Annotated in this window: 18 protein-coding genes and 1 tRNA gene; 8 read left to right on the forward strand and 11 right to left on the reverse strand. The window is 72.0% G+C overall.

Annotated elements, in window-relative coordinates; genetic code table 11:
* Positions 1–48: 48 nt before the first annotated feature.
* Together glmU and ABZT18_RS08015 are read right to left on the reverse strand one after the other, a co-directional pair.
* Positions 49–1,581: a bifunctional UDP-N-acetylglucosamine diphosphorylase/glucosamine-1-phosphate N-acetyltransferase GlmU gene (gene glmU / locus ABZT18_RS08010; RefSeq protein ID WP_354995503.1), complete on the reverse strand. Its 1,533-nt coding sequence runs from the start codon at positions 1,579–1,581 to the stop codon at positions 49–51.
* Positions 1,582–1,690: 109 nt separating this feature from the next.
* A tRNA-Gln gene (locus ABZT18_RS08015) sits at positions 1,691–1,762 on the reverse strand.
* Between the two features lie 315 nt (positions 1,763–2,077).
* Here ABZT18_RS08015 and ABZT18_RS08020 point away from each other — a divergent pair.
* The gene (locus tag ABZT18_RS08020; RefSeq protein WP_354995504.1) at positions 2,078–3,043 is read left to right on the forward strand and encodes an acyl-CoA desaturase; all 966 of its coding nucleotides are present in this window, start codon (positions 2,078–2,080) and stop codon (positions 3,041–3,043) included.
* A gap of 223 nt (positions 3,044–3,266) precedes the next feature.
* Positions 3,267–3,962 carry a TetR/AcrR family transcriptional regulator gene (locus tag ABZT18_RS08025; RefSeq protein ID WP_354995505.1) on the forward strand — a complete coding sequence of 232 codons (696 nt, stop codon included), beginning with the start codon at positions 3,267–3,269 and terminating at the stop codon, positions 3,960–3,962.
* Positions 3,963–3,968: 6 nt separating this feature from the next.
* Here ABZT18_RS08025 and ABZT18_RS08030 read toward each other — a convergent pair whose 3' ends face one another.
* The 6 genes from ABZT18_RS08030 to ABZT18_RS08055 all read right to left on the reverse strand — a co-directional run bounded on the left by ABZT18_RS08030 (position 3,969) and on the right by ABZT18_RS08055 (position 9,989).
* Positions 3,969–4,445, reverse strand: a complete 477-nt coding sequence (locus ABZT18_RS08030; RefSeq protein WP_354995506.1) for a DUF4383 domain-containing protein — start codon at positions 4,443–4,445, stop codon at positions 3,969–3,971.
* Between the two features lie 208 nt (positions 4,446–4,653).
* The gene (locus ABZT18_RS08035; protein WP_354995507.1) at positions 4,654–5,109 is read right to left on the reverse strand and encodes a DUF4383 domain-containing protein; all 456 of its coding nucleotides are present in this window, start codon (positions 5,107–5,109) and stop codon (positions 4,654–4,656) included.
* Between the two features lie 101 nt (positions 5,110–5,210).
* Complete coding sequence (locus tag ABZT18_RS08040) at positions 5,211–7,016, reverse strand: ABC-F family ATP-binding cassette domain-containing protein (protein WP_354995508.1); 1,806 nt, start codon at positions 7,014–7,016, stop codon at positions 5,211–5,213.
* 120 nt (positions 7,017–7,136) lie between these two features.
* Complete coding sequence (locus ABZT18_RS08045; RefSeq protein ID WP_354995509.1) at positions 7,137–8,087, reverse strand: 4-(cytidine 5'-diphospho)-2-C-methyl-D-erythritol kinase; 951 nt, start codon at positions 8,085–8,087, stop codon at positions 7,137–7,139.
* An 86-nt stretch (positions 8,088–8,173) separates the two neighbouring features.
* On the reverse strand, positions 8,174–9,043 hold the full coding sequence (rsmA, locus tag ABZT18_RS08050; RefSeq protein WP_354995510.1) for a 16S rRNA (adenine(1518)-N(6)/adenine(1519)-N(6))-dimethyltransferase RsmA: 870 nt from the start codon (positions 9,041–9,043) through the stop codon (positions 8,174–8,176).
* 46 nt (positions 9,044–9,089) lie between these two features.
* A complete protein-coding gene (locus tag ABZT18_RS08055; protein ID WP_354995511.1) occupies positions 9,090–9,989 on the reverse strand; it encodes a TatD family hydrolase in 900 nt (299 codons plus the stop codon).
* Between the two features lie 140 nt (positions 9,990–10,129).
* Here ABZT18_RS08055 and ABZT18_RS08060 point away from each other — a divergent pair, with 140 nt between their 5' ends.
* A complete protein-coding gene (locus tag ABZT18_RS08060; protein WP_354995512.1) occupies positions 10,130–11,377 on the forward strand; it encodes a hypothetical protein in 1,248 nt (415 codons plus the stop codon).
* A 43-nt stretch (positions 11,378–11,420) separates the two neighbouring features.
* Here the strand turns inward: ABZT18_RS08060 and metG are convergent, their stop codons facing one another.
* Positions 11,421–13,223: a methionine--tRNA ligase gene (gene metG / locus ABZT18_RS08065; protein WP_354995513.1), complete on the reverse strand. Its 1,803-nt coding sequence runs from the start codon at positions 13,221–13,223 to the stop codon at positions 11,421–11,423.
* A gap of 242 nt (positions 13,224–13,465) precedes the next feature.
* Between metG and ABZT18_RS08070 the strand changes: the two genes are divergently transcribed.
* Positions 13,466–14,518 carry a hypothetical protein gene (locus ABZT18_RS08070; protein WP_355250789.1) on the forward strand — a complete coding sequence of 351 codons (1,053 nt, stop codon included), beginning with the start codon at positions 13,466–13,468 and terminating at the stop codon, positions 14,516–14,518.
* 55 nt (positions 14,519–14,573) lie between these two features.
* Here the strand turns inward: ABZT18_RS08070 and rsmI are convergent, their stop codons facing one another.
* Positions 14,574–15,422 (reverse strand): 16S rRNA (cytidine(1402)-2'-O)-methyltransferase, encoded by an 849-nt coding sequence (gene rsmI, locus ABZT18_RS08075; protein ID WP_354995515.1) that lies wholly within the window; start codon positions 15,420–15,422, stop codon positions 14,574–14,576.
* Between the two features lie 132 nt (positions 15,423–15,554).
* On the opposite strand from rsmI, the gene ABZT18_RS08080 reads away from it, so the two are divergent.
* The 3 genes from ABZT18_RS08080 (at position 15,555) to ABZT18_RS08090 (ending at position 19,648) form a co-directional block, all read left to right on the forward strand.
* The gene (locus tag ABZT18_RS08080; protein WP_354995516.1) at positions 15,555–17,216 is read left to right on the forward strand and encodes a phospholipid carrier-dependent glycosyltransferase; all 1,662 of its coding nucleotides are present in this window, start codon (positions 15,555–15,557) and stop codon (positions 17,214–17,216) included.
* A gap of 366 nt (positions 17,217–17,582) precedes the next feature.
* Complete coding sequence (locus ABZT18_RS08085) at positions 17,583–18,866, forward strand: VWA domain-containing protein (protein WP_354995517.1); 1,284 nt, start codon at positions 17,583–17,585, stop codon at positions 18,864–18,866.
* A complete protein-coding gene (locus ABZT18_RS08090; RefSeq protein WP_354995518.1) occupies positions 18,866–19,648 on the forward strand; it encodes a peptidase in 783 nt (260 codons plus the stop codon). The genes ABZT18_RS08085 and ABZT18_RS08090 overlap by 1 nt, the downstream gene beginning before the upstream one ends.
* A gap of 52 nt (positions 19,649–19,700) precedes the next feature.
* Here the strand turns inward: ABZT18_RS08090 and ABZT18_RS08095 are convergent, their stop codons facing one another.
* Positions 19,701–19,970, reverse strand: coding sequence for a hypothetical protein (locus ABZT18_RS08095; RefSeq protein ID WP_354995519.1), 270 nt, complete (start codon positions 19,968–19,970; stop codon positions 19,701–19,703).
* Between the two features lie 198 nt (positions 19,971–20,168).
* Between ABZT18_RS08095 and ABZT18_RS08100 the strand changes: the two genes are divergently transcribed.
* A complete protein-coding gene (locus ABZT18_RS08100; protein WP_354995520.1) occupies positions 20,169–20,825 on the forward strand; it encodes a 4'-phosphopantetheinyl transferase superfamily protein in 657 nt (218 codons plus the stop codon).
* Positions 20,826–20,865: the final 40 nt, after the last annotated feature.

Below are 20,865 nucleotides of genomic sequence, written 5' to 3' on the forward strand. Positions count from 1 at the left end.
GCTCCAGTTTTGTCGGCGGTACCCGACCCGGTGGTGGTGAGTCGGGGACTATTCGGTTGCAGTATCTCCCGTGCCGGATGCGCCGCCCACCGTCTCGGTCGCCCCGTGCATTGCCTCACTGTCGCTTGCGGCACCGGTCACCTCCGACGCACCCTTCGCGTCGCGAGCCCGCTGCGCGGCCTCCGCCGCGGCCGTGCCGGCGCGCCGCTTCACCACCCAGCCCTCGATGTTGCGCTGGCGCGCCCGAGCGACACCCATCGCGCCCGGCGGGACGTCGTCCACGATCACCGAACCCGCAGCCGTGTACGCGCCATCGCCCACCTCGACCGGCGCCACGAACATGTTGTCCGCACCGGTACGCGCGTGGCTGCCGATCACGGTCCGGTGCTTGTTGACGCCGTCGTAGTTCACGAAGACCGACGCCGCGCCGATGTTGCTCTGCTCACCGATCGTCGCGTCGCCCACGTACGTCAGGTGCGGCACCTTGGAGCCGGCACCGATCTGCGAATTCTTCACCTCGACGAACGTGCCGACCTTCGCCTTCTCGGCCAGCCGCGCGGCCGGCCGCAGGTACGCGTACGGCCCGACGCTGGCACCCGCGCCCACCTCGGCGCCGACAGCGTGGCTGCGGACCACTGACGCGCCGGGGCCGACGACAGTGTCGATCAGCGTGACGTCCGGCCCGATCAACGCGCCCGCGCCGACCACCGTGCCGCCGCGCAGCTGGGTGTTCTGGTCGACCACCGCGTCGCGGTCCAGCGCCACCGTCACGTCGATCCAGGTGGTCGCGGGGTCGAGCAGGCTCACCCCGGTGCGCATCCACGCCTCGTTGACCCGGTCGCGCAGCAGCCGGCGCAGGGTGGCCAGCTCTACCCGGTCGTTGCAGCCCAACGTCTCCACGTGATCGACGGCCACGTGCACCGCGACCGGCTCGCCGGCCGAGCGGAGCAGCCCGAAGACGTCGGTCAGGTATTCCTCGCCCTGGTCGTTGTCGGTGGAGAGCTTGCCCAGCGCCTCACGCAGCCGCACGGCGTCGAACGCGTAGATGCCGGCGTTGATCTCGCGGATCGCGCGCTGCGTCGCGTCGGCGTCGCGCTCCTCGACGATCTGCTCCAGCCGACCGTCGGCGTCCCGGACGATCCGCCCGAGGCCGGTCGGGTCGGGCACCTCGGCGGCCAGTACGGTGGCCGCCGCGCCGGCCTCCTCGTGTGCGGTCACCAGCGCGCCCACCGTCTCGGGCCGCAGCAGTGGTACGTCTCCGTTGATCACCACGACCGTGCCGGCGCCGTCCGGAACGGCGTCCAGCGCGATCCGCACGGCGTGTCCGGTGCCGAGCTGCTCGGCCTGGAGCACGGGTGTGGCGTCCGGGGCGACCTCGGTCAGGTGCCCCCCGACCTGGTCGGCGCCGTGCCCCACCACGACGACGGTGCGGTCCGCGGCCAGCGGCGCGGCGGCGCTCAGCACGTGACCGAGCAGCGTTCGACCGAGCAGGGGGTGCAGCACCTTGGGCAGTGTCGACTTCATCCGCTTGCCCTCACCGGCGGCGAGCACGACGACGGTACGAAGGTGGGGCTGGGGCACGACGTGGCTCCCGTCGGGGCGGTGGACACTCTCGCGGTCATGCTAACCGCGGGGCCCGGCACGTTCCCCTGTTACCCCACTGGAACCTGGAACGGACGTAGTTGGACAGCTCGGCCGCCAGGGTTCGAACCTGAAATACGGGTACCAAAGACCCGGGTGTTGCCAATTACACCACGGCCGATCAGCGACGCGAGCACGTCGCAGCAGGGATGGGGCATCCCGCGGTACACCTTAGCGCCCCGGCCGCCGGACGCCATCGCTCATTCCGCCGCACCCCGCGCGACTCGCGACTCGGGAGCCCTCAGCGAGCAGCCCGCAGGCCCTGCATCCGTCGCCCCGAGCCACCTCACCTACCCGCCACGAAGGGCACCTGACCTGCGCTTGCGAACAGTTACGCGAGGGTCGTTCGAAACTTCCCCGTGCGATCTACGGTGCCGTAAGTTACGGTGACGTAGGCGTAAGTTAGTGATCGTTTCCATCCCCCCTGCGAGGTCCCATGTCCACTGCTGTGGTCGAACCCAACACCGCCGCCTCCGGCCCCAAACCACTCACCGACGGCAGCCAGTCCCCCGGAATCCTGGCCGCCCTCTGGGCTTTCGTCGTGATCCCCTTCGTCGCCCTGCTGGTCGCCGTGCCAGTGGCCTGGGGCGGCTGGCTCGGCTGGACCGATGTGATCATCGGTCTGGTCTGGTACGTCGTCTCCGGGCTCGGCATCACCGTCGGCTTCCACCGCTACTTCACGCACGGCTCGTTCAAGGCCAAGCGGTGGCTGCGGGTGACGCTGGCGGTCGCGGGTTCGCTGGCGGTGCAGGGCGAGATCATCCAGTGGGTGGCCGACCACCGGCGGCACCACGCGTTCTCCGACCTGGAGGGTGACCCGCACTCACCGTGGCGCTTCGGCACCAACTTCTGGGCGCTGACCCGCGGGCTGTTCCACGCCCACGTGGGCTGGCTGTTCCGCCGGGAGCTGTCCAACCGGGAGCGTTTCGCACCGGACCTCATCGCCGACCGTGACATCAGCCGGGTCGACCGGCTCTTCCCCGCGCTGGTGGGCATCTCGCTGCTCGGTCCGGCGCTGATCGGCGGCCTGGTGACCTTGTCCTGGCAGGGCGCGCTGACCGCGTTCTTCTGGGCCGGGCTGGTCCGGATCGGCCTGTTGCACCACGTCACCTGGGCGATCAACTCGGTCTGCCACGTCTATGGCGAGCGTCCGTTCGCGATGCGCCAGGGCGACCGCGCGTCGAACTTCTGGCCGCTCGCGATCCTGTCGTTCGGCGAGAGCTGGCACAACCTGCACCACGCCGACCCGACCAGCGCCCGGCACGGCGTGCTGCGGGGTCAGGTGGACATCTCCGCCCGGGTGATCTGGCTGTTCGAGAAGTTCGGTGCGGCGACGCAGGTGCGCTGGCCGAAGCCGGAGCGCCTCGCCGCCAAGCTGGTGAAGCCGGTCGCACCCCGGTAAACCGGGCGGTGCACCGGGAGGCCGCCTGGCAGGATGGCCGGGTGACCGAGCGACGCGGGGGGACCGGACAGCTCGGCGGCCGAGGAGCCGAGCCCGATCCGGGCACGGTCGGACGGCGGGGCAGGGCGGTCGGACCGCCCGCCAGTGAGGCGACGACGTGAACGGGCACAGCGGAGGCACCATCCCACGGCAGGGCGTCACCGAGCGCCAGCAAGGCGGCGACATGCCCGAGATCAGTGACGGTGACAGTGTTGGCGGCCGACGGGCGACCCCGCCGGCCCCAGCACCCAAACCCAAGCCCGCCTCTCGTGTTCGGATGTCGGCGGCCCAGCGACGGGAGCAGTTGATCGCCACCGGTCGGCAGCTCTTCGCCGAGCGCGGTTTCGACGCCACCTCCATCGAGGAGGTGGCGTCCCGCGCCAAGGTCTCCAAGCCGGTGGTGTACGAGCACTTCGGCGGCAAGGAGGGGCTCTACGCGGTGGTGGTGGACCGGGAGGTCCGGGCCCTGCTGGACCGGATCACCACGGCGTTGACCGCCGGGCATCCGCGGGAGCTGCTGGAGCAGGCGGCGATGGCCCTCCTGGGCTACATCGAGGAGGAGACCAGCGGTTTCCGGGTGCTGGTCCGCGAGTCGCCGCTGATGTCCGCGACGGGCACCTTCAGCAGCATCATGAACGACGTGGCACACCAGGTCGAGCACATCCTGGGCGCCGAGTTCAAGAGCCGCGGGTACGACCCGAAGCTGGCCGAGCTGTACTCACAGGCGCTGGTGGGCATGGTGGCGCTGACCGGCAGTTGGTGGATGGAGGCGCGCAAGCCCCGCAAGGAGACGGTGGCGGCGCACCTCGTCAACCTCGCCTGGAACGGGTTGTCGCACCTGGAGGCGAAGCCGACGTTGATCACCGCTCGGCGCCGCTGACCCCGATCAGCGGCGGTGCGCGTCGGCCACCGGGTGTTTGCGGAGCTCCCGCTCCGCCTCGGCGTGTTCCGGAGGGCCGACCTTGTCGTAGAGGCCGGTGCCGAGCAGGATCAGGCCGAACAGCATCGACACGACCACGGTCGACATCGAAAAGTTGAGGAAGTTCGCCTCGGTCTGCAGCACGGACATCATCAGGATGCTGGTAACCAGGAACACCACCCCGGCCGTGAGGTTGATGTAGTGGCCGAGGTTGGTGCGCCGCGAAGCCCCGATGATCAGGACGACTCCGAAGATCACCGAGGCGAGCGAGAAGGCCAGGTTGGTGCGTAGCCCCAGGGCCCAGGTGCTGCTCCGGTCAAAGAGCGGGTTGCCGATCGTCTCGGCGACGCCCCAGACGCCGAAGACCAGGATGTAGACGCCGATCAGACCGGTGAGGACCCGGTAGAGCGGCCGTGCCGGATGGTTCACCGGAAAGTGCGGCATACCCCTGACCCCCCTGAGTTGACCGTTTCAGGAGGATTGTCGCCCAAGGCAGATCAGACTGTCCGGAGAACCACAAAGCCGAAAGGGTCCGCCGCAGGCTGGACCCAGTCAGGTTTTCGCCGGAGCCGAGCTGCGCAGGGATCAAGCCTGACCGCCCGGAGCAGCTCGGGCTCCGGCGAAAACCCACGGCAGCAACCAGAGAAGAAGCTCAGAGCACCAAGCGAGCCTTCTGGAACGCCTCCGCCTCGTCCTCCGACCCGACCTTGCCGTACATGCCGACCATGAGCAGCACCAGGGCTGCCGTCATCACCACGACCACAGTGCTGATGCTGAAGTTGAAGATGTTGGCGTCGGTCCGGATGAACGCGAGACCGGCCAGGCCGACCACCATCAGGGCGTACGCCATCCACTGGTTGATCGCCACGTCGATGTTGCGGCCGAGCGCGGTGCCGGCCAGCACGATGATCCCAAGCAGCACGCTGAGCAGCGAGAAGCCGAGGTTGGTGCCCTGACCGAGGACCCGGGTGTCGTCCTGGGCGAGGATCTCGTTGCCGGCGCTCGTGATGATGCCGAGCGCACCGAAGACCACCAGGTACAGACCGGTCAGCCCGCCGATCGCCCGGTAGATCGGCCGCGCGGGGTGGTTGACGGGGGTGTGGGCCATGTCAGTGTCTCCAACGCCGTGGGGTGAGGTGTCGCCGACGATTGTCTCGCATGTGGCGGTGTGACGCCGCACACGGTCCCCGGCCGGCGCGCCTGGCCCGGTCAGCTCTCTGGCAGGTCCTCGGCGAGGGCCATCCAGCTCTCCTCGATCCGCTCCCGCTCGGCGCGCAGATCCTTGAGCTGGGTGTCCAACTCGGCGACCCGGGCGTAGTCGGTGGCCTCCGCCGCAAGCTGATCGAGCAGCACAACCTCGCGCTGGTCGAGCTTGGCGAGCTGGCGTTCCAGCCGGGTCAGGTCCTTGCGGGCCTGGCGGACCTCGGCGGCCGACATGCCGCTCGCGGTCGGGCCGGTGGGCGCGGTGGTCGGGTTGGCCCCGACCCGGACGGTGCCGGCCCGCTCCGCGGTCCGGGCAAGGTACTCGTCGACACCGCCCGGCAGGTGCACCAGCCGGCCGTCGCCGAACATCCCGTACGCCGTGTCGGTGACCCGCTCGATCAGGTAGCGGTCGTGGCTCGCCACGATGATCGTGCCGGGCCACGAGTCGAGCAGGTCCTCCAGCGCGGCGAGCGTGTCGGTGTCCAGGTCGTTGGTGGGCTCGTCGAAGAGCAGCACGTTGGGCTCACCGGCGAGCAGCCGCAGCATCTGCAACCGGCGACGCTCTCCGCCAGAGAGATCACTGACCGGGGTCCAGAGTCGGCGGTCGTCGAAGCCGAACACCTCGGCGAGCTGCGCGGCGGAGACCTCACGGTCCCCGAGTTGCACCCGGCGGGCGACCTCCTCGACGGCTTCGAGCACCCGCAGGTGCCCGGGCAGCTCGGCGAGCTCCTGTGAGAGGAACGCGGGTCGCACGGTGGAGCCGGTGCCGAGACGGCCACCGTCGGGGCGGGTGATGCCGGCGAGCATCCGCAGCAGCGTGGTCTTGCCGGCGCCGTTGGCACCGAGGATGGCGATCCGGTCACCGGGGCCGACCAGCCAGGTGACGTCCCGCAGGATCTCCTTCGGGCCGGCGTGCAGCTCGACGTTCTCCAGGTCGTACACCTGCTTGCCGAGGCGGGAGGTGGCCATCCGCTGCAGGGACATGGTGTCGCGCGCCGGCGGCACGTCGGCGATCAACGCGTTCGCGGCGTCGATGCGGAACTGGGGCTTGGAGGTCCGGGCGGGCGGCCCACGGCGCAGCCAGGCGATCTCCTTGCGGAGCAGGTTCTGCCGGCGGGCCTCGGTGGCGGCGGCGACGCGCTCGCGCTCGGCACGGGCGAGGATCCAGGCGGCGAAGCCACCCTCGTAGACGCGGACGGTCTGGTCGGCGACCTCCCAGGTGTCCGTGCAGACCGCGTCCAGGAACCACCGATCGTGGGTGACCACGACCAGGGAACCCTTGCGGCCGACCAGGTGCCGCGCCAGCCAGTCGACACCGCCGACGTCGAGGTGGTTGGTGGGCTCGTCGAGGATGAGCAGGTCGGAGTCGCGGACGAGCAGCGCGGCGAGCGCCACTCGGCGCCGTTCGCCACCGGACATCGGGCCGACCGGCTGGTCGAGGCCGAGGTGCGGCATGCCAAGGCCGTCGAGGATGGCGCGCACCCCGGCGTCGCCGGCCCACTCGTGCTCAGCACCCATGCCCTCGTCGAGCCAGGCGGTGCCGAGCACAACATCCCGGACGGTGGCGTCGGGGGCGAGCGTGAGCTGCTGCGGCAGCCAGAGCACGCGCAGGTCGCGGCGGTGGGTCACCCGGCCGTCGTCGGGGTCCTCCTGCTTGGTGAGCAACCGCAGCAGGGTGGACTTGCCAGCACCGTTGAGGCCGACCACGCCGATCCGGTCGGCGTCGTCCAGGCCGAGCGAGACGTCCGTGAGCAGCCGCCCGGCGGCGCCGTACCCCTTGGACACCCGGTCCAGATTGACGATGTTCGCCACGTTCCACCCTTCATGATCAAGGCGTCCCGGTGCCGGCGGGCACCTGGACGCCTGACCCAAGGGTACGCGGACGCCCCGGCCTCCCGCGCCGCACGCCCAGAGGCCGGGTGGGAGGTGACGTCAGCCGACGCGGGCGCCGACGACCGGGCCGTGCGCGACCCGCGCCTCCCGGCACACGTCCGCCATGGTCAGGTCCGTGGCGATCCGCTCGGCGTCGGCCGCGTCCGCGGCGAGAAAGACGCAGGTCGGGCCGGAGCCGGAGACGATGCCGGCGAGCGCACCGGCGGCCTCGCCGGCCTTGAGGGTGTCGGCCAGCGCCGGGCGCATGGCCAGCGCGGCGTCCTGAAGATCATTGCCGAGGGTACGGGCGAGCACCCGGGGGTCGCGCTGGCGCAGGGCGCCGAGCAGCGCGTCGGTGCTGCCCAGCGGGGCACCGGCGGTGCCGGCGTCGCGGAGCCGATCCAACTCGCGGTACGCGGCCGGGGTGGAGAGGCCACCGTCGGCGATCGCCACCACCCAGTGCCAGGAGGTGGGGCGGGCCAGCACTGGGCTGACCGCCTCGCCTCGGCCGGTGCCCAGCGCGGTGCCACCGTAGATCAGGAACGGCACGTCGGAGCCGAGGTCGGCGGCGATCCCGGCCAACTCGTCGCGGGACAGCCCGGTGCCCCAGAGCGCGTCGCAGGCCACCAACGCGGCGGCCGCGTCGGCGCTGCCGCCGGCCAGCCCACCAGCGAGCGGGATCTGCTTTCGCAGGTGCAGTCGGGCGTGTGGAAGCACGCCCGCGTACCCGGCGAGAGCGTGCGCCGCGCGGATCACCAGGTTGGAGTCGTCCAACGCCAACTCGCCGGTGCCCTCGCCCTCCATGGTCAGGGCGAGAGTGTCGCCCCGGCGGGCGGTCAGCTCGTCGTAGATCGAGATGGCGTGGTAGACCGTGTTCAGCTCGTGGTAGCCGTCACGGCGCAGCGGACCCACCCCGAGGTGCAGATTGACCTTCGCGGGCACCCGGACCTTCACCGGCCCGATGGCCCCGCGTCGCTCGTCCTCGTCGTCCGGTCGCCAGGCCTCGGTCACGGGGTGATGTCCCGCACGCGCAGGCGAATGTCGAACGGCTTGGCCACGATCAGCTCCTCAGCGTCCTCGGCGGGCACGGCGTCAGCCTACGTCGCGGCCGGCGTACCTGCCGGAGCCGACGCGGCGATGGCGGCGAACTGCTCGACGGTGAGCGACTCCCCCCGGGCGCCGGGGTCGACGCCGGCCGCGATGAGCGCGGCGGCGGCCCGGTCCGCGCCACCGGCCCAGCCGGCCAGCGCGGCGCGCAACGTCTTGCGTCGCTGCGCGAACGCCGCGTCCACCACGGCGAAGACCCGTTGCCGGGGTACGTCGGTACGGGGTGGTTCGTGGCAGGTGAAGGCGACGAGGCCGGAGTCGACGTTGGGCACCGGCCAGAACACGTTCGGCGGCACCCGGCCGGCGCCCCGGGCCTGGGCGTACCAGGCGAGCTTGACCGACGGGATGCCGTACACCTTGGAGCCGGGACCGGCGACGAGCCGGTCGGCGACCTCCTTCTGCACCATCACCAGGCCGTGCCGCAGGCTGGGCAGCTTGGCGAGCAGCTGCAGCACCACGGGCACGGCCACGTTGTAGGGCAGGTTCGCCACCAGCGCGGTCGGCGGGGGGTCGGCCAACTCGGCGGCCTCGATGCGCAGCGCGTCGGCGCGGTGCACGGTGAGCCGGCCGGCGTCCGCCACGGCGTGCCGGGCGACGGTCTCCGGCAGCGCGCCGGCGAGCACCGGGTCGATCTCCACGGCGTGCACGTGCCCGGCGACCGGCAGCAGCCCCAGAGTCAGCGAGCCGAGCCCGGGGCCGACCTCCAGGACCACGTCGTCCGGGGTCAGGCCGGCGGCCGTGACGATCCGGCGCACGGTGTTCGGGTCGTGCACGAAGTTCTGGCCCAGCTTCTTGGTGGGCGCGACGCCCAGCCGGGCGGCGAGTTCCCGGATCTCCGCCGGGCCGAGGAGACCGGTCATGGCTGGGAGCGTAACGACGTCGTCGGGGCCGACCGCCGGGCCGGGCTCACCACGGGCCGAAGACCCGGTCGCCGGTGGCGGAGATGGCCACGCACAGCTCGTCGAGGTCGGTGCCGGTGGTCGCGGCGAGCGAGCGCACGGTGAGCGGGATCAGGTACGACGCGTTCGGCCGGCCCCGATGCGGCATCGGCGTCAGATAGGGGGCGTCGGTCTCCACCAGGATCTGGTCCACGGGGGTGAGCGCGGCAGCCTCGCGCAGCGCGGTGGCGCTGCCGAACGTGACGGTGCCGGCGAAGCTGAGCAGGTAACCGCGGCGGACGCACTCACGGGCGAAGTCGGCGTCACCGGAGAAACAGTGCAGCACGACCGTGTCCGGGGAGCCCTCGTCGTCGAGGATCCGCAGCACGTCGGCGTGCGCGTCCCGGTCGTGGATGACCAGCGCCTTGCCGTACCGCTTGGCGATGGCGATGTGCGCCCGGAAGCTCGCCTCCTGCGCGGCACGCCCCTCGTCGCCGGTACGGAAGAAGTCCATTCCGGTCTCGCCGATCCCCCGGACCCGGTCGCGGGCGGCGAGAGACTCGATCTCCCGCAGCCCCTCGTCGAGGTCGGTCAGCCGAGGCGCCTCGTTGGGGTGCAGCGCCACGGTGGCCAGCACCGCCGGATGCTGGTCGGCGGTGTCCGCGCCCCACCGCGAGGAAGCGACGTCCACCCCCACCTGGACCAGCCGGTCCACACCGACCTTGGTGGCCAGCGCGATCGCCACGGCAACCGGGTCGTCGGCCGACCCGCCGCCGGGCACACCGGCCTCACTGACCGTGATGTCCAGGTGCGTGTGGCTGTCCAGCACCGGCCGGGGCAACGGCTCAGGGGCGGGCGGAAACTCTCCGGCCCGCCGGGCGGCACGCTCTCGACGGGATTCAGTGGGCTCGCTCATCAGCGACAGCATCACACACCGGGCCTGTCCATCCGCCCGCCACCCGACGTTCACCTCGACTACGCCGCGCGACTCTACCGTCGCGGCGTGAGTGGACCGAGTGCGCCACCGGGCCGTGACGGCCCGCATCTCACCGAGCTGGAGGTGACGGCATGAACGTCACCCCCCAGGTTGGCGGCACCGCCGGCGAACGTACCGGGCTGCGTGTGGCGTTCGGGGGCGGCGTCTACCCGGCCGAGGAGATCGCCCGAGGCGCCGCCTACGAGCTGTTCAGCACCGACGAGGTGGCCGGCTTCGAGTGGGCGCCCCGACCGGGCAGCGCCCTGCCGTGGCGCCGGTTCGTGCACGTCACCGAGGTGACCGCGGTGCACGGGGCGACCGAGCCGGTCGACGAGCCGGAGACACCGCTGATGATGCCCGCGCACCGCGAGCGGGGTTGGGCGTACCTGCACCAGCTCAGCCAGCAGCCTGCGGCGGCGAGTGACCCGATGCTGGCCGTGGCGCGTGCGTCGGCGGTGGTCCGGCGGGGCACCCGGATGGTGAAGGTTCTCTCCGCCCAGCAGCTCGCCGGCTACGTACGGGGCTGGCTGCCGCACGGCTTCTGCTACCGCGAGCACGATGTGGCGCATCTGCGTACGCCGGTGACGACAACGGTGCTGCGCTCCGACGGTGAGGTCGGCCGCGACGGCCCGGAGGTGGCGTACGCGCTGCGCTGGCGGGCGTCCGACCCGGGCGACTACGACGTGCCGGTGGGCGAGGCACACCGTGGCCTGACCTCGCTGGCGTCCCGGGACCGGATCGGTCCACCGGTGCTGGGCACTGGCTTCGTGCCGAGCAACGGTCAGCTCATCCCGGAGTTCATCACCCGGGACTTCGCCGACCTGCCGATGCCGGCGAACGCCGCCCTGATCGCCTACCCGGCGGAGGGGGTGGAGGTGGTGCTCTACACCTACCAGGCCGAGCAGCGCGGGTGGCTGCGGATGGTGGGCCCGCAGTGGCGGCACCTGCTGGCCTCGGTGCCGGGCCTCTCCCCGGACCAGGAGTACGTGCCGAACGGGGACGCGCCGCGTTCCACCCAACTGGTCGGCGTACACGGCGACAACGAGTACGAGGCGGTGGCCGACCTGCCAGGCGGGTTCCGGGTGCTGGCGATGACGCGGGCGGCTCGGTACCCGGTGGATGCGGTGGCCCGTCGGCTCCGGTTCGCCCAGTGGCGGGGCGTGCCGTGCCTGGTGCTGCGGGAGGAGGCCGGTTGGCTGCGGATGCGACTGCGCCACCCGAACCCGGACGCGGTGGTCACCACCGGCGCGCAGTGCCACGAACGTGGCGTCTACGAGGCCTGGGCTCCGGGCGCCGAGGTGACCGACGACCAGGTGATGGACACCCGGTACCCGATGTGACGACGCGCGGCGGTAGGGCGCCCTACCGCCGCGCGTCGTGCGCTCAGTCGGCCAGTCGGGCCAGCTCCTCGTCGACGATCGACGGGTCGAGCTTGCGGAACACCGGCTTCGGCGTCGCCAGCGGTCGACCCGCCTCGATCGACACCGACTCCCAGCGCGTGCCGACCGTGTAGTCCCCGGTGAGCACCGGGTACGACGGACCGCCGTCCAGGTCGTCGACCTGCTCGATGACCGGCATCGGCGCGTGCACGCCGGTGCCGCCGAGCAACTCGTGCACCTGCTGCGCGGAGTGCGGCAGGAACGGGGTGAGCATCGTGTTGGCGTCGCTGATCACCTGGAGGGCGACGTGCAGGATGGTGCCCATCCGGGGCTTGTCGGCCTCGTCCTTGAGCTTCCACGGCGCCTGCTCGGAGAGGTACCTGTTGGCCTCGGCAACCACCTTCATGGCCTCACCGATCGCCTGCTTCTGCCGGTGCCGGCCGATCAGGTCACCGACCGTGGTGAAGCCGGCCCGGGCCACCGCGAGCAGCGCCTCGTCGGCCTCGGTGAGGCCGGCCGGGTCGACCGGCGGGATCGTCCCGAAGTTCTTCGCCGCCATCGAGACGGACCGGTTGACCAGGTTGCCCCAGCCGGCGACCAGCTCGTCGTTGTTGCGGCGGAGGAACTCGGCCCAGGTGAAGTCGGTGTCGTTGCTCTCCGGGCCGGCGGCGGCGATGAAGTAGCGCAGCGCGTCGGCGTCGTAGCGCTCCAGGAAGTCCCGGACGTAGATGACCACCTTGCGGGACGAGGAGAACTTGCGCCCCTCCATGGTCAGGTACTCGCTGGAGACCACCTCGGTCGGCAGGTTGAGCCGACCCAGCTGCCCCGGCTCACCGTCCCGGGAGCCCTCGCCGGAGTACCCGGAGAGCAGCGCCGGCCAGATCACCGAGTGGAAGACGATGTTGTCCTTGCCCATGAAGTAGTAGGACCGGGCGTCCTTACCCTCGCCGTCGGCGGACCAGTACCTGCGCCACGCCTCCGGGTCGCCGGTGCGGCGGGCCCACTCGATCGAGGCGGACAGGTAGCCGATCACCGCGTCGAACCAGACGTAGATCCGCTTGTCGGGCCGGTCGCGCCAGCCGTCCAGCGGGATGGGTACGCCCCACTCCAGGTCCCGGGTGATCGCCCGGGGCTGGAGATCGTCGAGCAGGTTGCGGGAGAAGCGCAGCACGTTGGGCCGCCACCCCTCCCGGGTGTCCAGCCACTGCCGCAGCACGTCGGCCAGGGCGGGCAGGTCCAGGAAGAAGTGCTCGGTCTCGACGAACTTCGGAGTCTCCCCGTTGATGCGTGACTTCGGGTCGATCAGGTCGATCGGGTCGAGCTGGTTGCCGCAGTTGTCGCACTGGTCGCCACGGGCGCTGTCGTACCCACAGATCGGGCAGGTGCCCTCGATGTAGCGGTCGGGCAGGGTGCGCCCGGTGGACGGGGAGATCGCGCCCATGGTGGTCTTCGGCACGATGTAGCCGTTGCGGTGCATCCCCTCGAACAGCTCCTGCACCACCGCGTAGTGGTTGCGGGTGGTGGTGCGGGTGAAGAGGTCGTAGGAGAGGCCGAGGCCGTGCAGGTCCTCGACGATCACCCTGTTGTACCGGTCGGCCAGCTCGCGCGGGGTCACCCCGTCGGCGTCGGCCTGCACCTGGATCGGGGTGCCGTGCTCATCGGTGCCGGAGACCATGAGCACGTCGTGGCCGGCCATCCGCATGTACCGGGCGAAGACGTCGGAGGGAACGCCGAAACCGGAGACGTGGCCGATATGGCGGGGGCCGTTGGCGTACGGCCAGGCCACTGCCGCGAGAACGTGACTCATGAGCAGCAAGCCTAGTGACCCGTCCGGGGCGTCCGCGAACCAATAGGGGGTGCCGGGCCGGCGGACCGGGCCAACCACCCCGCCCATTGGTCCGATTTGTCGCCGACACGCGGCTCAGCTGCCCGTTCCGCCTCCAAGACAGGTGTGCAATGAACGTCGTGACTGGCAGACGAGCGGCACGGGGCCACGAGGACCGTCCCACCGGGCCGGCGGTCGGCGACGACCCCGGGCCCGGATCCGCCGTGCCCCGGAATACCGGGGTCGCACCCCAGCCGCGGTTGGTGCCCGGCGCCGGCCCGGGTTCCGCACCGCGACCGAGTCCCACGCCAGGGCCCGCCGCCGCTCGGCCAGCGGAGCAGCAGTCCGCGCCGCCAGGGCGGGCGGCCACGCCGAGGCGCGACGGCTCCGCGGAGCTCGCCGCCACCCCGGCCCGGCCCACACCAGCCGCGCCGACGCCCACCCCGGCCCGTCCGACCCCGGCGGCACCCGTACCCAGCCCGGCCCGGCCCGGCGCACCGGGCCCGACGGTCGGCTCGGCACCCGAAGCCGCGGAGACCGTCGAGGTGGAGCCGACCACCGGGGCACCGGTGGACGCGGTGCCGCGTCGAGTGCCGGTCCGGCAGCAGAGTCGCCGGCCCCGGGGCCGCCAGGCCGACGGCGACACACCGGACGACGACGGCGCCTTCTGGGCACCGATCGAGCAGGTGCACTGGGACGGCACCCCGGTCCGGGAGGACCCGGCGCCGGAGCGGGACCGCGGCTCCCGCCCGGCGGGGCGTCGGGCACCGAGCCGTACGGCCCGACCGCCTGATCCGCTGCCCGGGCTCGCCGCGCTGGTGGCGCTGAGCCTGGTCGTGGCCTTCTTCGCCTGGGTCAGCGCAGGCCCGTTCTGGCTCGCGGTCGGGCACGCCCGGATCGGCACGGTGGTGATCGACGACTGCACCGGCGGCGGGCTCAACCAGCGGTGCCGGGGGATCTTCACGGCGGAGGACGGGCGGTTCATGGTGCACGGTGTGCGGGTCAGCGGGGTGCCCGCCGGAGGCGACGCGCCCGGTACGGCGCTACCGGCGCGGATGACCGGCCCGGACGGCGCCACCGCGTACGCCGACACCGGCGTGGGCCGACACCTGCGCTGGCTGCCCGGCCTGCTGGTGGTGCTGGGCTGCACCGCCGGCATCGTCCGGTGGACCGGGTCGGCCCGGCTGCCCGGCCGCCGGCACCGCCGCTGGGCGGTGGCCGCCGCCATCGCCGGCCCGGTGCTGATCACCGTCGGTTTCCTGACCGCCGCCTGGTGAACCCATGCCCGGTGAGCCCATGCCTGGTGAACCCCACCGCCGCCGGGAGCCTCGGTCAGCTGTGCACGATCGTGTAGACGTCCCGGCGGCGCAGCGCGTACTCCGTGGCAACCTCGGTGATGGCGTCCCGGCGGGACCGGCCGACGGCCTCCCGCTCGGCGACCGCCGCCCGCAGGGTGTCGTCGTCGGGGCGTTCCAGGGTGGTCACGGGCGCCCCGCCCACCACCAGGGTGATCTCTCCGCGCGGGTTCCCGTCGGCGGCCCACCGGGCCAGCTCGCCGAGGGGGCGGCGGAGCACCTCCTCGTAGGTCTTGGTGAGCTCGCGGCAGAGCGCGGCCGGCCGGTCCGCGCCGAACGTGTCGGCCAGGTCGGTGAGCGCCGCACCGATCCGGTGCGGGGCCTCGAAGAAGACCAGGGTGCGTTCCTCGGCGGCGAGCGCGCGCAGCCGGGATCGGCGGGCACCGGGGGTGCGGGGCAGGAAGCCCTCGAAGCAGAACCGGTCGCAGGGCAGCCCGGAGACAGCCAGTGCGGTGGTGACAGCGCTCGGCCCGGGGGCGACGGTGACCGGCGCCCCGACCTCCAATGCGGCCCGGACCAGCCGGTAGCCAGGGTCGGAGACGCTCGGCATCCCCCCGTCGGTGACCAGCGCCACCACGTACCCGCCGAGGATGACCTCGACCAGCTCGGGGGTGCGCCGCTCCTCATTGCCCTCGAAGTAGGAGACGATGCGACCGCCGACGGTGATGTCGAGATCGCGGGCCAGCCGGGTGAGCCGGCGAGTGTCCTCGGCGGCCACCACGTCGGCGCTGCTCAGCACCTCCCGAAATCGGGCCGAGGCATCGGCGGGGTTGCCGAGCGGGGCACCGAGCAGGATCAGGCGCCCAGCTTCGGACATTTCACCCACGAAATCGTCTCCTTCATCGACAGCGAATACCGGTATCAGAGACGACGGGCGCCACTGGACACCTTGGCAGCCTACGATCGCCGGGTGACGAGTGCGTCGACAGCGCAGAGCCCGAGCGCCGACCCTGCAAAAATGGTCGACGTGACGGGCGAGCCCAGCCCTGACCAGGAGCCGACCGCACCGCGCGCCGGTGGCGGCGGTGTGTCCGCCGTGGTCCGGCGACGGTTCGCCACCGTCGACACCCACCTGGACCGGTTCTCCTGGCTGGCCACCGCCGTGGTGGTCGCCATCGCGGCGATTCTGCGCTTCGTCGGGCTGTCCAGCCCGAAGGGCAAGATCTTCGACGAGACGTACTACGCCAAGGACGCCTACGGGCTGATCGCCCGCGGTTTCGAGTGGAACTACAAGGACAACGTCCCGTCGTACGTGGTGCACCCCCCGCTGGGCAAGTGGCTGATCGGCCTCGGCGAGTGGGCCTTCGGGTATCAGGACGCGGATTCGAAGGTCTCCGTCCCCGGGCACCTGATCACCACCGCGCCGGAGTTCGGCTGGCGGTTCTCGGCGGCCGTGGTCGGCACCCTGTCGGTGTTGCTGCTGGTCCGCATCGGTCGGCGGATGTTCCGCTCGACGGTGCTCGGCTGCGCGGCCGGCCTGCTGCTCGCCCTGGACGGCTTCCACCTGGTGCTGTCCCGCGCGGCGCTGCTCGACATCTTCCTGCTCTTCTTCGTGCTGGCCGCGTTCGGCGCGTTGGTGCTCGATCGGGACGCCCGCCGCCGTCGGTGGGCGCGGGCGCTGGACTACGGGCTCGACCCGAGCCAGCCGGGCCGTGCCGGCCGGCCGCCGACCGGGTGGCGCACCTGGCCGTGGTGGCGGTTGGCAGCCGGGGTGCTGATCGGTTGCGCCTGCGCGGTGAAGTGGAGCGCACTGTACTTCGTACCGGTCTTCGCGCTGCTGGTGCTCTTCTGGGAGGTCGGCGTCCGCCGCTCGGCGGGGGTCCGCCGGCCCTGGCGGGACGCCCTGATCGACGAGCTGCCCTGGCTGGTGCTCGCCGGCGTGCTCATGGTGGGCACCTATCTCGCCACCTGGTCGGGCTGGCTGCTCAGCGACGACGGCTACTACCGGCTCGCGTCGTCCTACCCGAATGCCCCGCTCAGTGACCGCCCGGTGATCGGCCCGCTGATCAACCTCTTCGAGTACCACCGCGCGGCGTACGGCTTCCACTCCACGCTCGACGAGCCGCACAAATACCAGTCGTGGCCGTGGCAGTGGTTGCTGCTCGGTCGCCCGGTGGCGTTCCACTGGTCCGGCGACGGCGCCTGTGGTGCGCCGAGCTGCGCCTCGGAGATCCTGCTGCTCGGCACTCCGCTGCTCTGGTGGTCGTTCCTGCCCGCCCTGGTGGCGCTGGCCTGGCTGGGCGTGGCCCGTCGGGACTGGCGGGCCGGTGCGATCCTGCTCAGCGTGGCGGCCGGGCTGCTGCCCTGGTTCTGGTTCGCCCTCGACGGTCGAACGATGTTCTCGTTCTACGCTGCTCCGGCGCTGCCGTTCCTGGTCCTGGCCGTGGTGTACGTGCTGGGCGCGCTGATCGCCCCCGCCGGGGGTGACGTGGGTGAGATGGCGCCTCTGGTGCCCGGCGACCCGGGTTACGAACGCCGACTGGTGGGCAGCATCGCGGCTGGGGCGTACGTGCTGCTGGTGGCGCTCTGCTTCGCGTACTTCTATCCGATCTTCGTCGGCAAGCTGATTCCGTACTCGGACTGGTTGTCCCGGATGTGGCTCGACGGTCGGTGGATATAAGCACCGACAGGCGACGCGCCGCACAGCGCGACGGAAACGGGCCCGCACGCTTGAAGCGTGCGGGCCCGTTTGACAAAGACGCGCGCCCCGATCGCCTGCCACGGGGGAAGCGGGCGATTGGGGCGCGCATGAAGAGCTTAACCACCGCGCACCACCGGCACAACGGGTCGACTTGGGTCAGATTTCCGACGAATGCTGGCCGGGCCGACACCTCCCCTCCAACAGTTGACCGAGGGTGACCCGGCGTGGACCCAGAGCGCGGAAACGGCCGGTCAGAGGCTGTCGTCGACCTGGTCGGAGGCACCCGGAGTAGAACCGCGGCCACCCAAACGATCATCCAAAGTGGATCTCACTACACTGCGGGCCGTGATCAACTTCAAACGATCGACGGCCGTCCTTCTCGGACTGCTGGCGACCACCGCACTGGCCGGGCCAGCCCCGGCGCAGGCCGACGAGGAGCCGGTGCCCGAGCCGCCCCGGGTCGAGCTGGTGCTCGACGTCAGCGGCTCGATGCGCGCCGCCGACATCGACGGACGCAGCCGGATCGCAGTCGCCCAGCAGGCCTTCAACGAGGTGGTGGACGCACTGCCGGAGGAGACCCAGCTCGGCATCCGGGTGCTCGGCGCGACCTACCGCGGCAAGGACAAGAAGGTCGGCTGCCAGGACACACAGCAGATCGTGCCGGTCGGCCCGGTGGACCGGTCCGCCGCCAAGGCCGCGGTGGCGACGCTGCGACCGACCGGATTCACACCGGTCGGTCTCGCACTGCGCTCCGCCGCACAGGATCTGGGCAGCGGGGCCACCACCCGACGGATCGTGCTGATCACCGACGGCGAGGACACCTGCGCCCCACCCGACCCGTGCGAGGTGGCCCGGGAGCTGGCCGCCCAGGGCACCAGCCTGGTCGTCGACACCCTCGGCCTGGCCCCCGACGAGAAGGTCCGCCGGCAGCTGCTCTGCATCGCCAGCGCGACCGGCGGCACCTACACCGCCGCGCAGAGCGCCGAGGAGCTGACCGACCGGATCAAACAGCTCGTCGAGCGGGCCAGCGACACGCACACCCGGGCACCGACCGTGGTCGGCGGCGCGAACGCCTGCGACTCGGCGCCGCTGCTCGCTCCCGGCGTCTACGCCGACCGGGAGGCGTTCTCCGAGCACCGCTACTACCGGGTGCCGGTACGCCCCGGGCAGGAGCTGCGGGCCTCGGTGAGCATGGCGCTGGACCGGCCCGTGAACCGGGACTACGGGGTGCTGCTGCGGGCCACCGCGTCCGACGGCCGGGAACTGGTCCGGGGCGCGGACGCCGGCAGCGGGCGGGCCGATGTGCTCTCCGCCGGGCTGCGCTGGTCGGCCACCGCCGACGATGAGGACGCCGCGAAGGCCGAGGAGACCTCCGCACCGGTCATCGAACCCACCACCGTCTGCCTGGTGGTGAGCAACTCGTTCGCCCCGCGCCCCGGCACCGCGGCGACCCCGGGCATGCCGGTGGAGTTGACCATCGACGTGGTCGCCGCCGCGCCCGCACCGGACGGACCGGACCTCGGCCGGGGCTGGGTGCTGCTCGCCCTGCTCACCGTCGTCGGGCTGATCGCCGGCCTGCTCGCCGGCCTGCTCACCCGCTGGTGGGTCGCCACCTGGAGGGAGAACTGATGCGTACCGCACTGTTCCGGTCGCTGGCCGCGCTGCTCGCCGCCGGCGGGGCCGCGCTGCTCCCCGCCACGGCCGTCGCCGCCCCGACCCCGTCCCCCGGTGCCACGCCGGTGAACCGGGCCGGCACGTCGTTCCTCACCGCCACCCCGATCACCGCCGGGCAACCGGTACGGGTGGACGCCTCGATCGGCGACCACCTCTACTGGTCGTTCCCGGCGACGGCCGGTCAGGTGCACGAGATCAACGCCACCGTCACCTTCCCGAAGGGCCGCAGCGGCGCCTCGACCTGGACGGTCGACGTCTTCGACGGGTTGCGCCGGCGCCAAGCGTGCACCGCGGGGGCGCAGACCCCAACGGTGGACGCGCAGGCGTCGAGCGTGGCGCTGGGCTGCACGCTGCGCGAGGTGCGGCCGTGGGCGGAGCCCTGGTCGGCCGATCCGCTGCCCGGCGCGTACGTCATCCGGCTCTCCGTGATCGACCTGCCCGAACCGGATCTGGGCGCGCCGGTCGACGTGGATCTGCTGGTCGGCGTCATCGCCGACCGGGGCGCCTCAGCTGACGACGGCGAGTTGGCCGCACCGCTGGTGCCGAACACCAAGGCGGGCACGGTGCTCAACGCCGTACCCCCGGTGGACCCGGAGGCCGACGACGAGGGTGACCCGCCCGCGGACTGGCTGCCGGATCTCGGCTCGCGCTGGGTCTGGACCGGCATCGGCGGCGTGCTCGCCGCGGTGGCTGGCGTGGTCGGTTTCGCGGTGACCCGGCGGCCCCGGCGTCGCTGAACTCCGCCCGGCCCCGCCGGTGGCCCCGCCCGGCGGCGGGGCCACCGGCGGTTCAGCCACGCCGGGAGCCGCGCGGCAACCAGCCGATGAACCGGTCCTGGAGCGACATCACCGGGGCGGCGCGCAGGTCCTCCGTGGCGGCGGCGAGACAGGAGCCCAGATAGACGCTGAGCATCGCCCGGTCACCCCCGTACTCCGCCAGCAGCCGGCTGCGCTTCGTCGCGCACGGCCACTCGTCACCGCAGGAGCCGCAGCTCCAGCAGGGGGTTTTCGGGACGTGATCGTCAGCCCGCACCCCCGGCCGTTCCGCACCATCGGTCATCGCACGTCCTTCCAGATGTCCACGGGACTGGCGGCTGCCGTGCCGGCCAGTGTTTGATGGTGGTCCCCCCGGAGCCATCAGGGGGGCGCGACGCGTCCCTCCGGTGTTACATCTTTGCGGTACTTTCTCCGGTCGTGAGAGTCGGAAAGTTGACGCTTGACGGGATGCTCCATTTCTACCGATCGGTAGGACACAGCGATGCGTGACCTGCTGCCGTCGACAGTCGCGGTGGCCGTCGCCGGGCCGGACGACTGGGCCGGCGAACTGCTCCCCGCTGAGCAGGCGTGCCTCGGCGAGCGGGCCGTGCAGACCCGTCGGCGGGACTTCACCGCCGGGAGGGCCTGCGCCCGCAGGGCTTTGACCGATCTCGGTCTGCCTCCGACCGCCGTACCCGCCGCCGCCGACCGTGCGCCGGTCTGGCCGGCCGGGGTGGTCGGCACCATCACCCACACCACCGGCTACTGCGCCGCCGCGGCGGCGCACACCACCGACATCAGGTCCGTCGGGATGGACGCGGAGCAGCACCGCGAGGTCGATCCGGGAGTACGCAGACTCGTGCTCTTGCCCGAGGAGGAGGCGAGCTGCGCTCGGTTGCCCGCTGGCATCTCCTGGCCGGTCGTGCTGTTCAGTGCCAAGGAGACCGTCTACAAGGCCTGGTATCCGGTCGTCGGGAGTTGGTTGGATTTCCACGACGCCCGGCTCGACCTTGATCCGGATGCCGGCACGTTCACGGCCCGGATCGCGCAGGCCCGGGTGGACGCGGCAACGGTCGACGACCCACCCGCATCGGTCAGCGGCCGATTCGTGGTCGTCGACGGGCTGGTTCGCACCGCCGCCGTGATCACGCTGCGCTAACCTCGCACACCGTCCACACTGGCCGCCCGTCGCCTCCCAC

The sequence above is a fragment of the Micromonospora sp. NPDC005291 genome (assembly GCF_040607415.1).
GTDB lineage: Bacteria > Actinomycetota > Actinomycetes > Mycobacteriales > Micromonosporaceae > Micromonospora.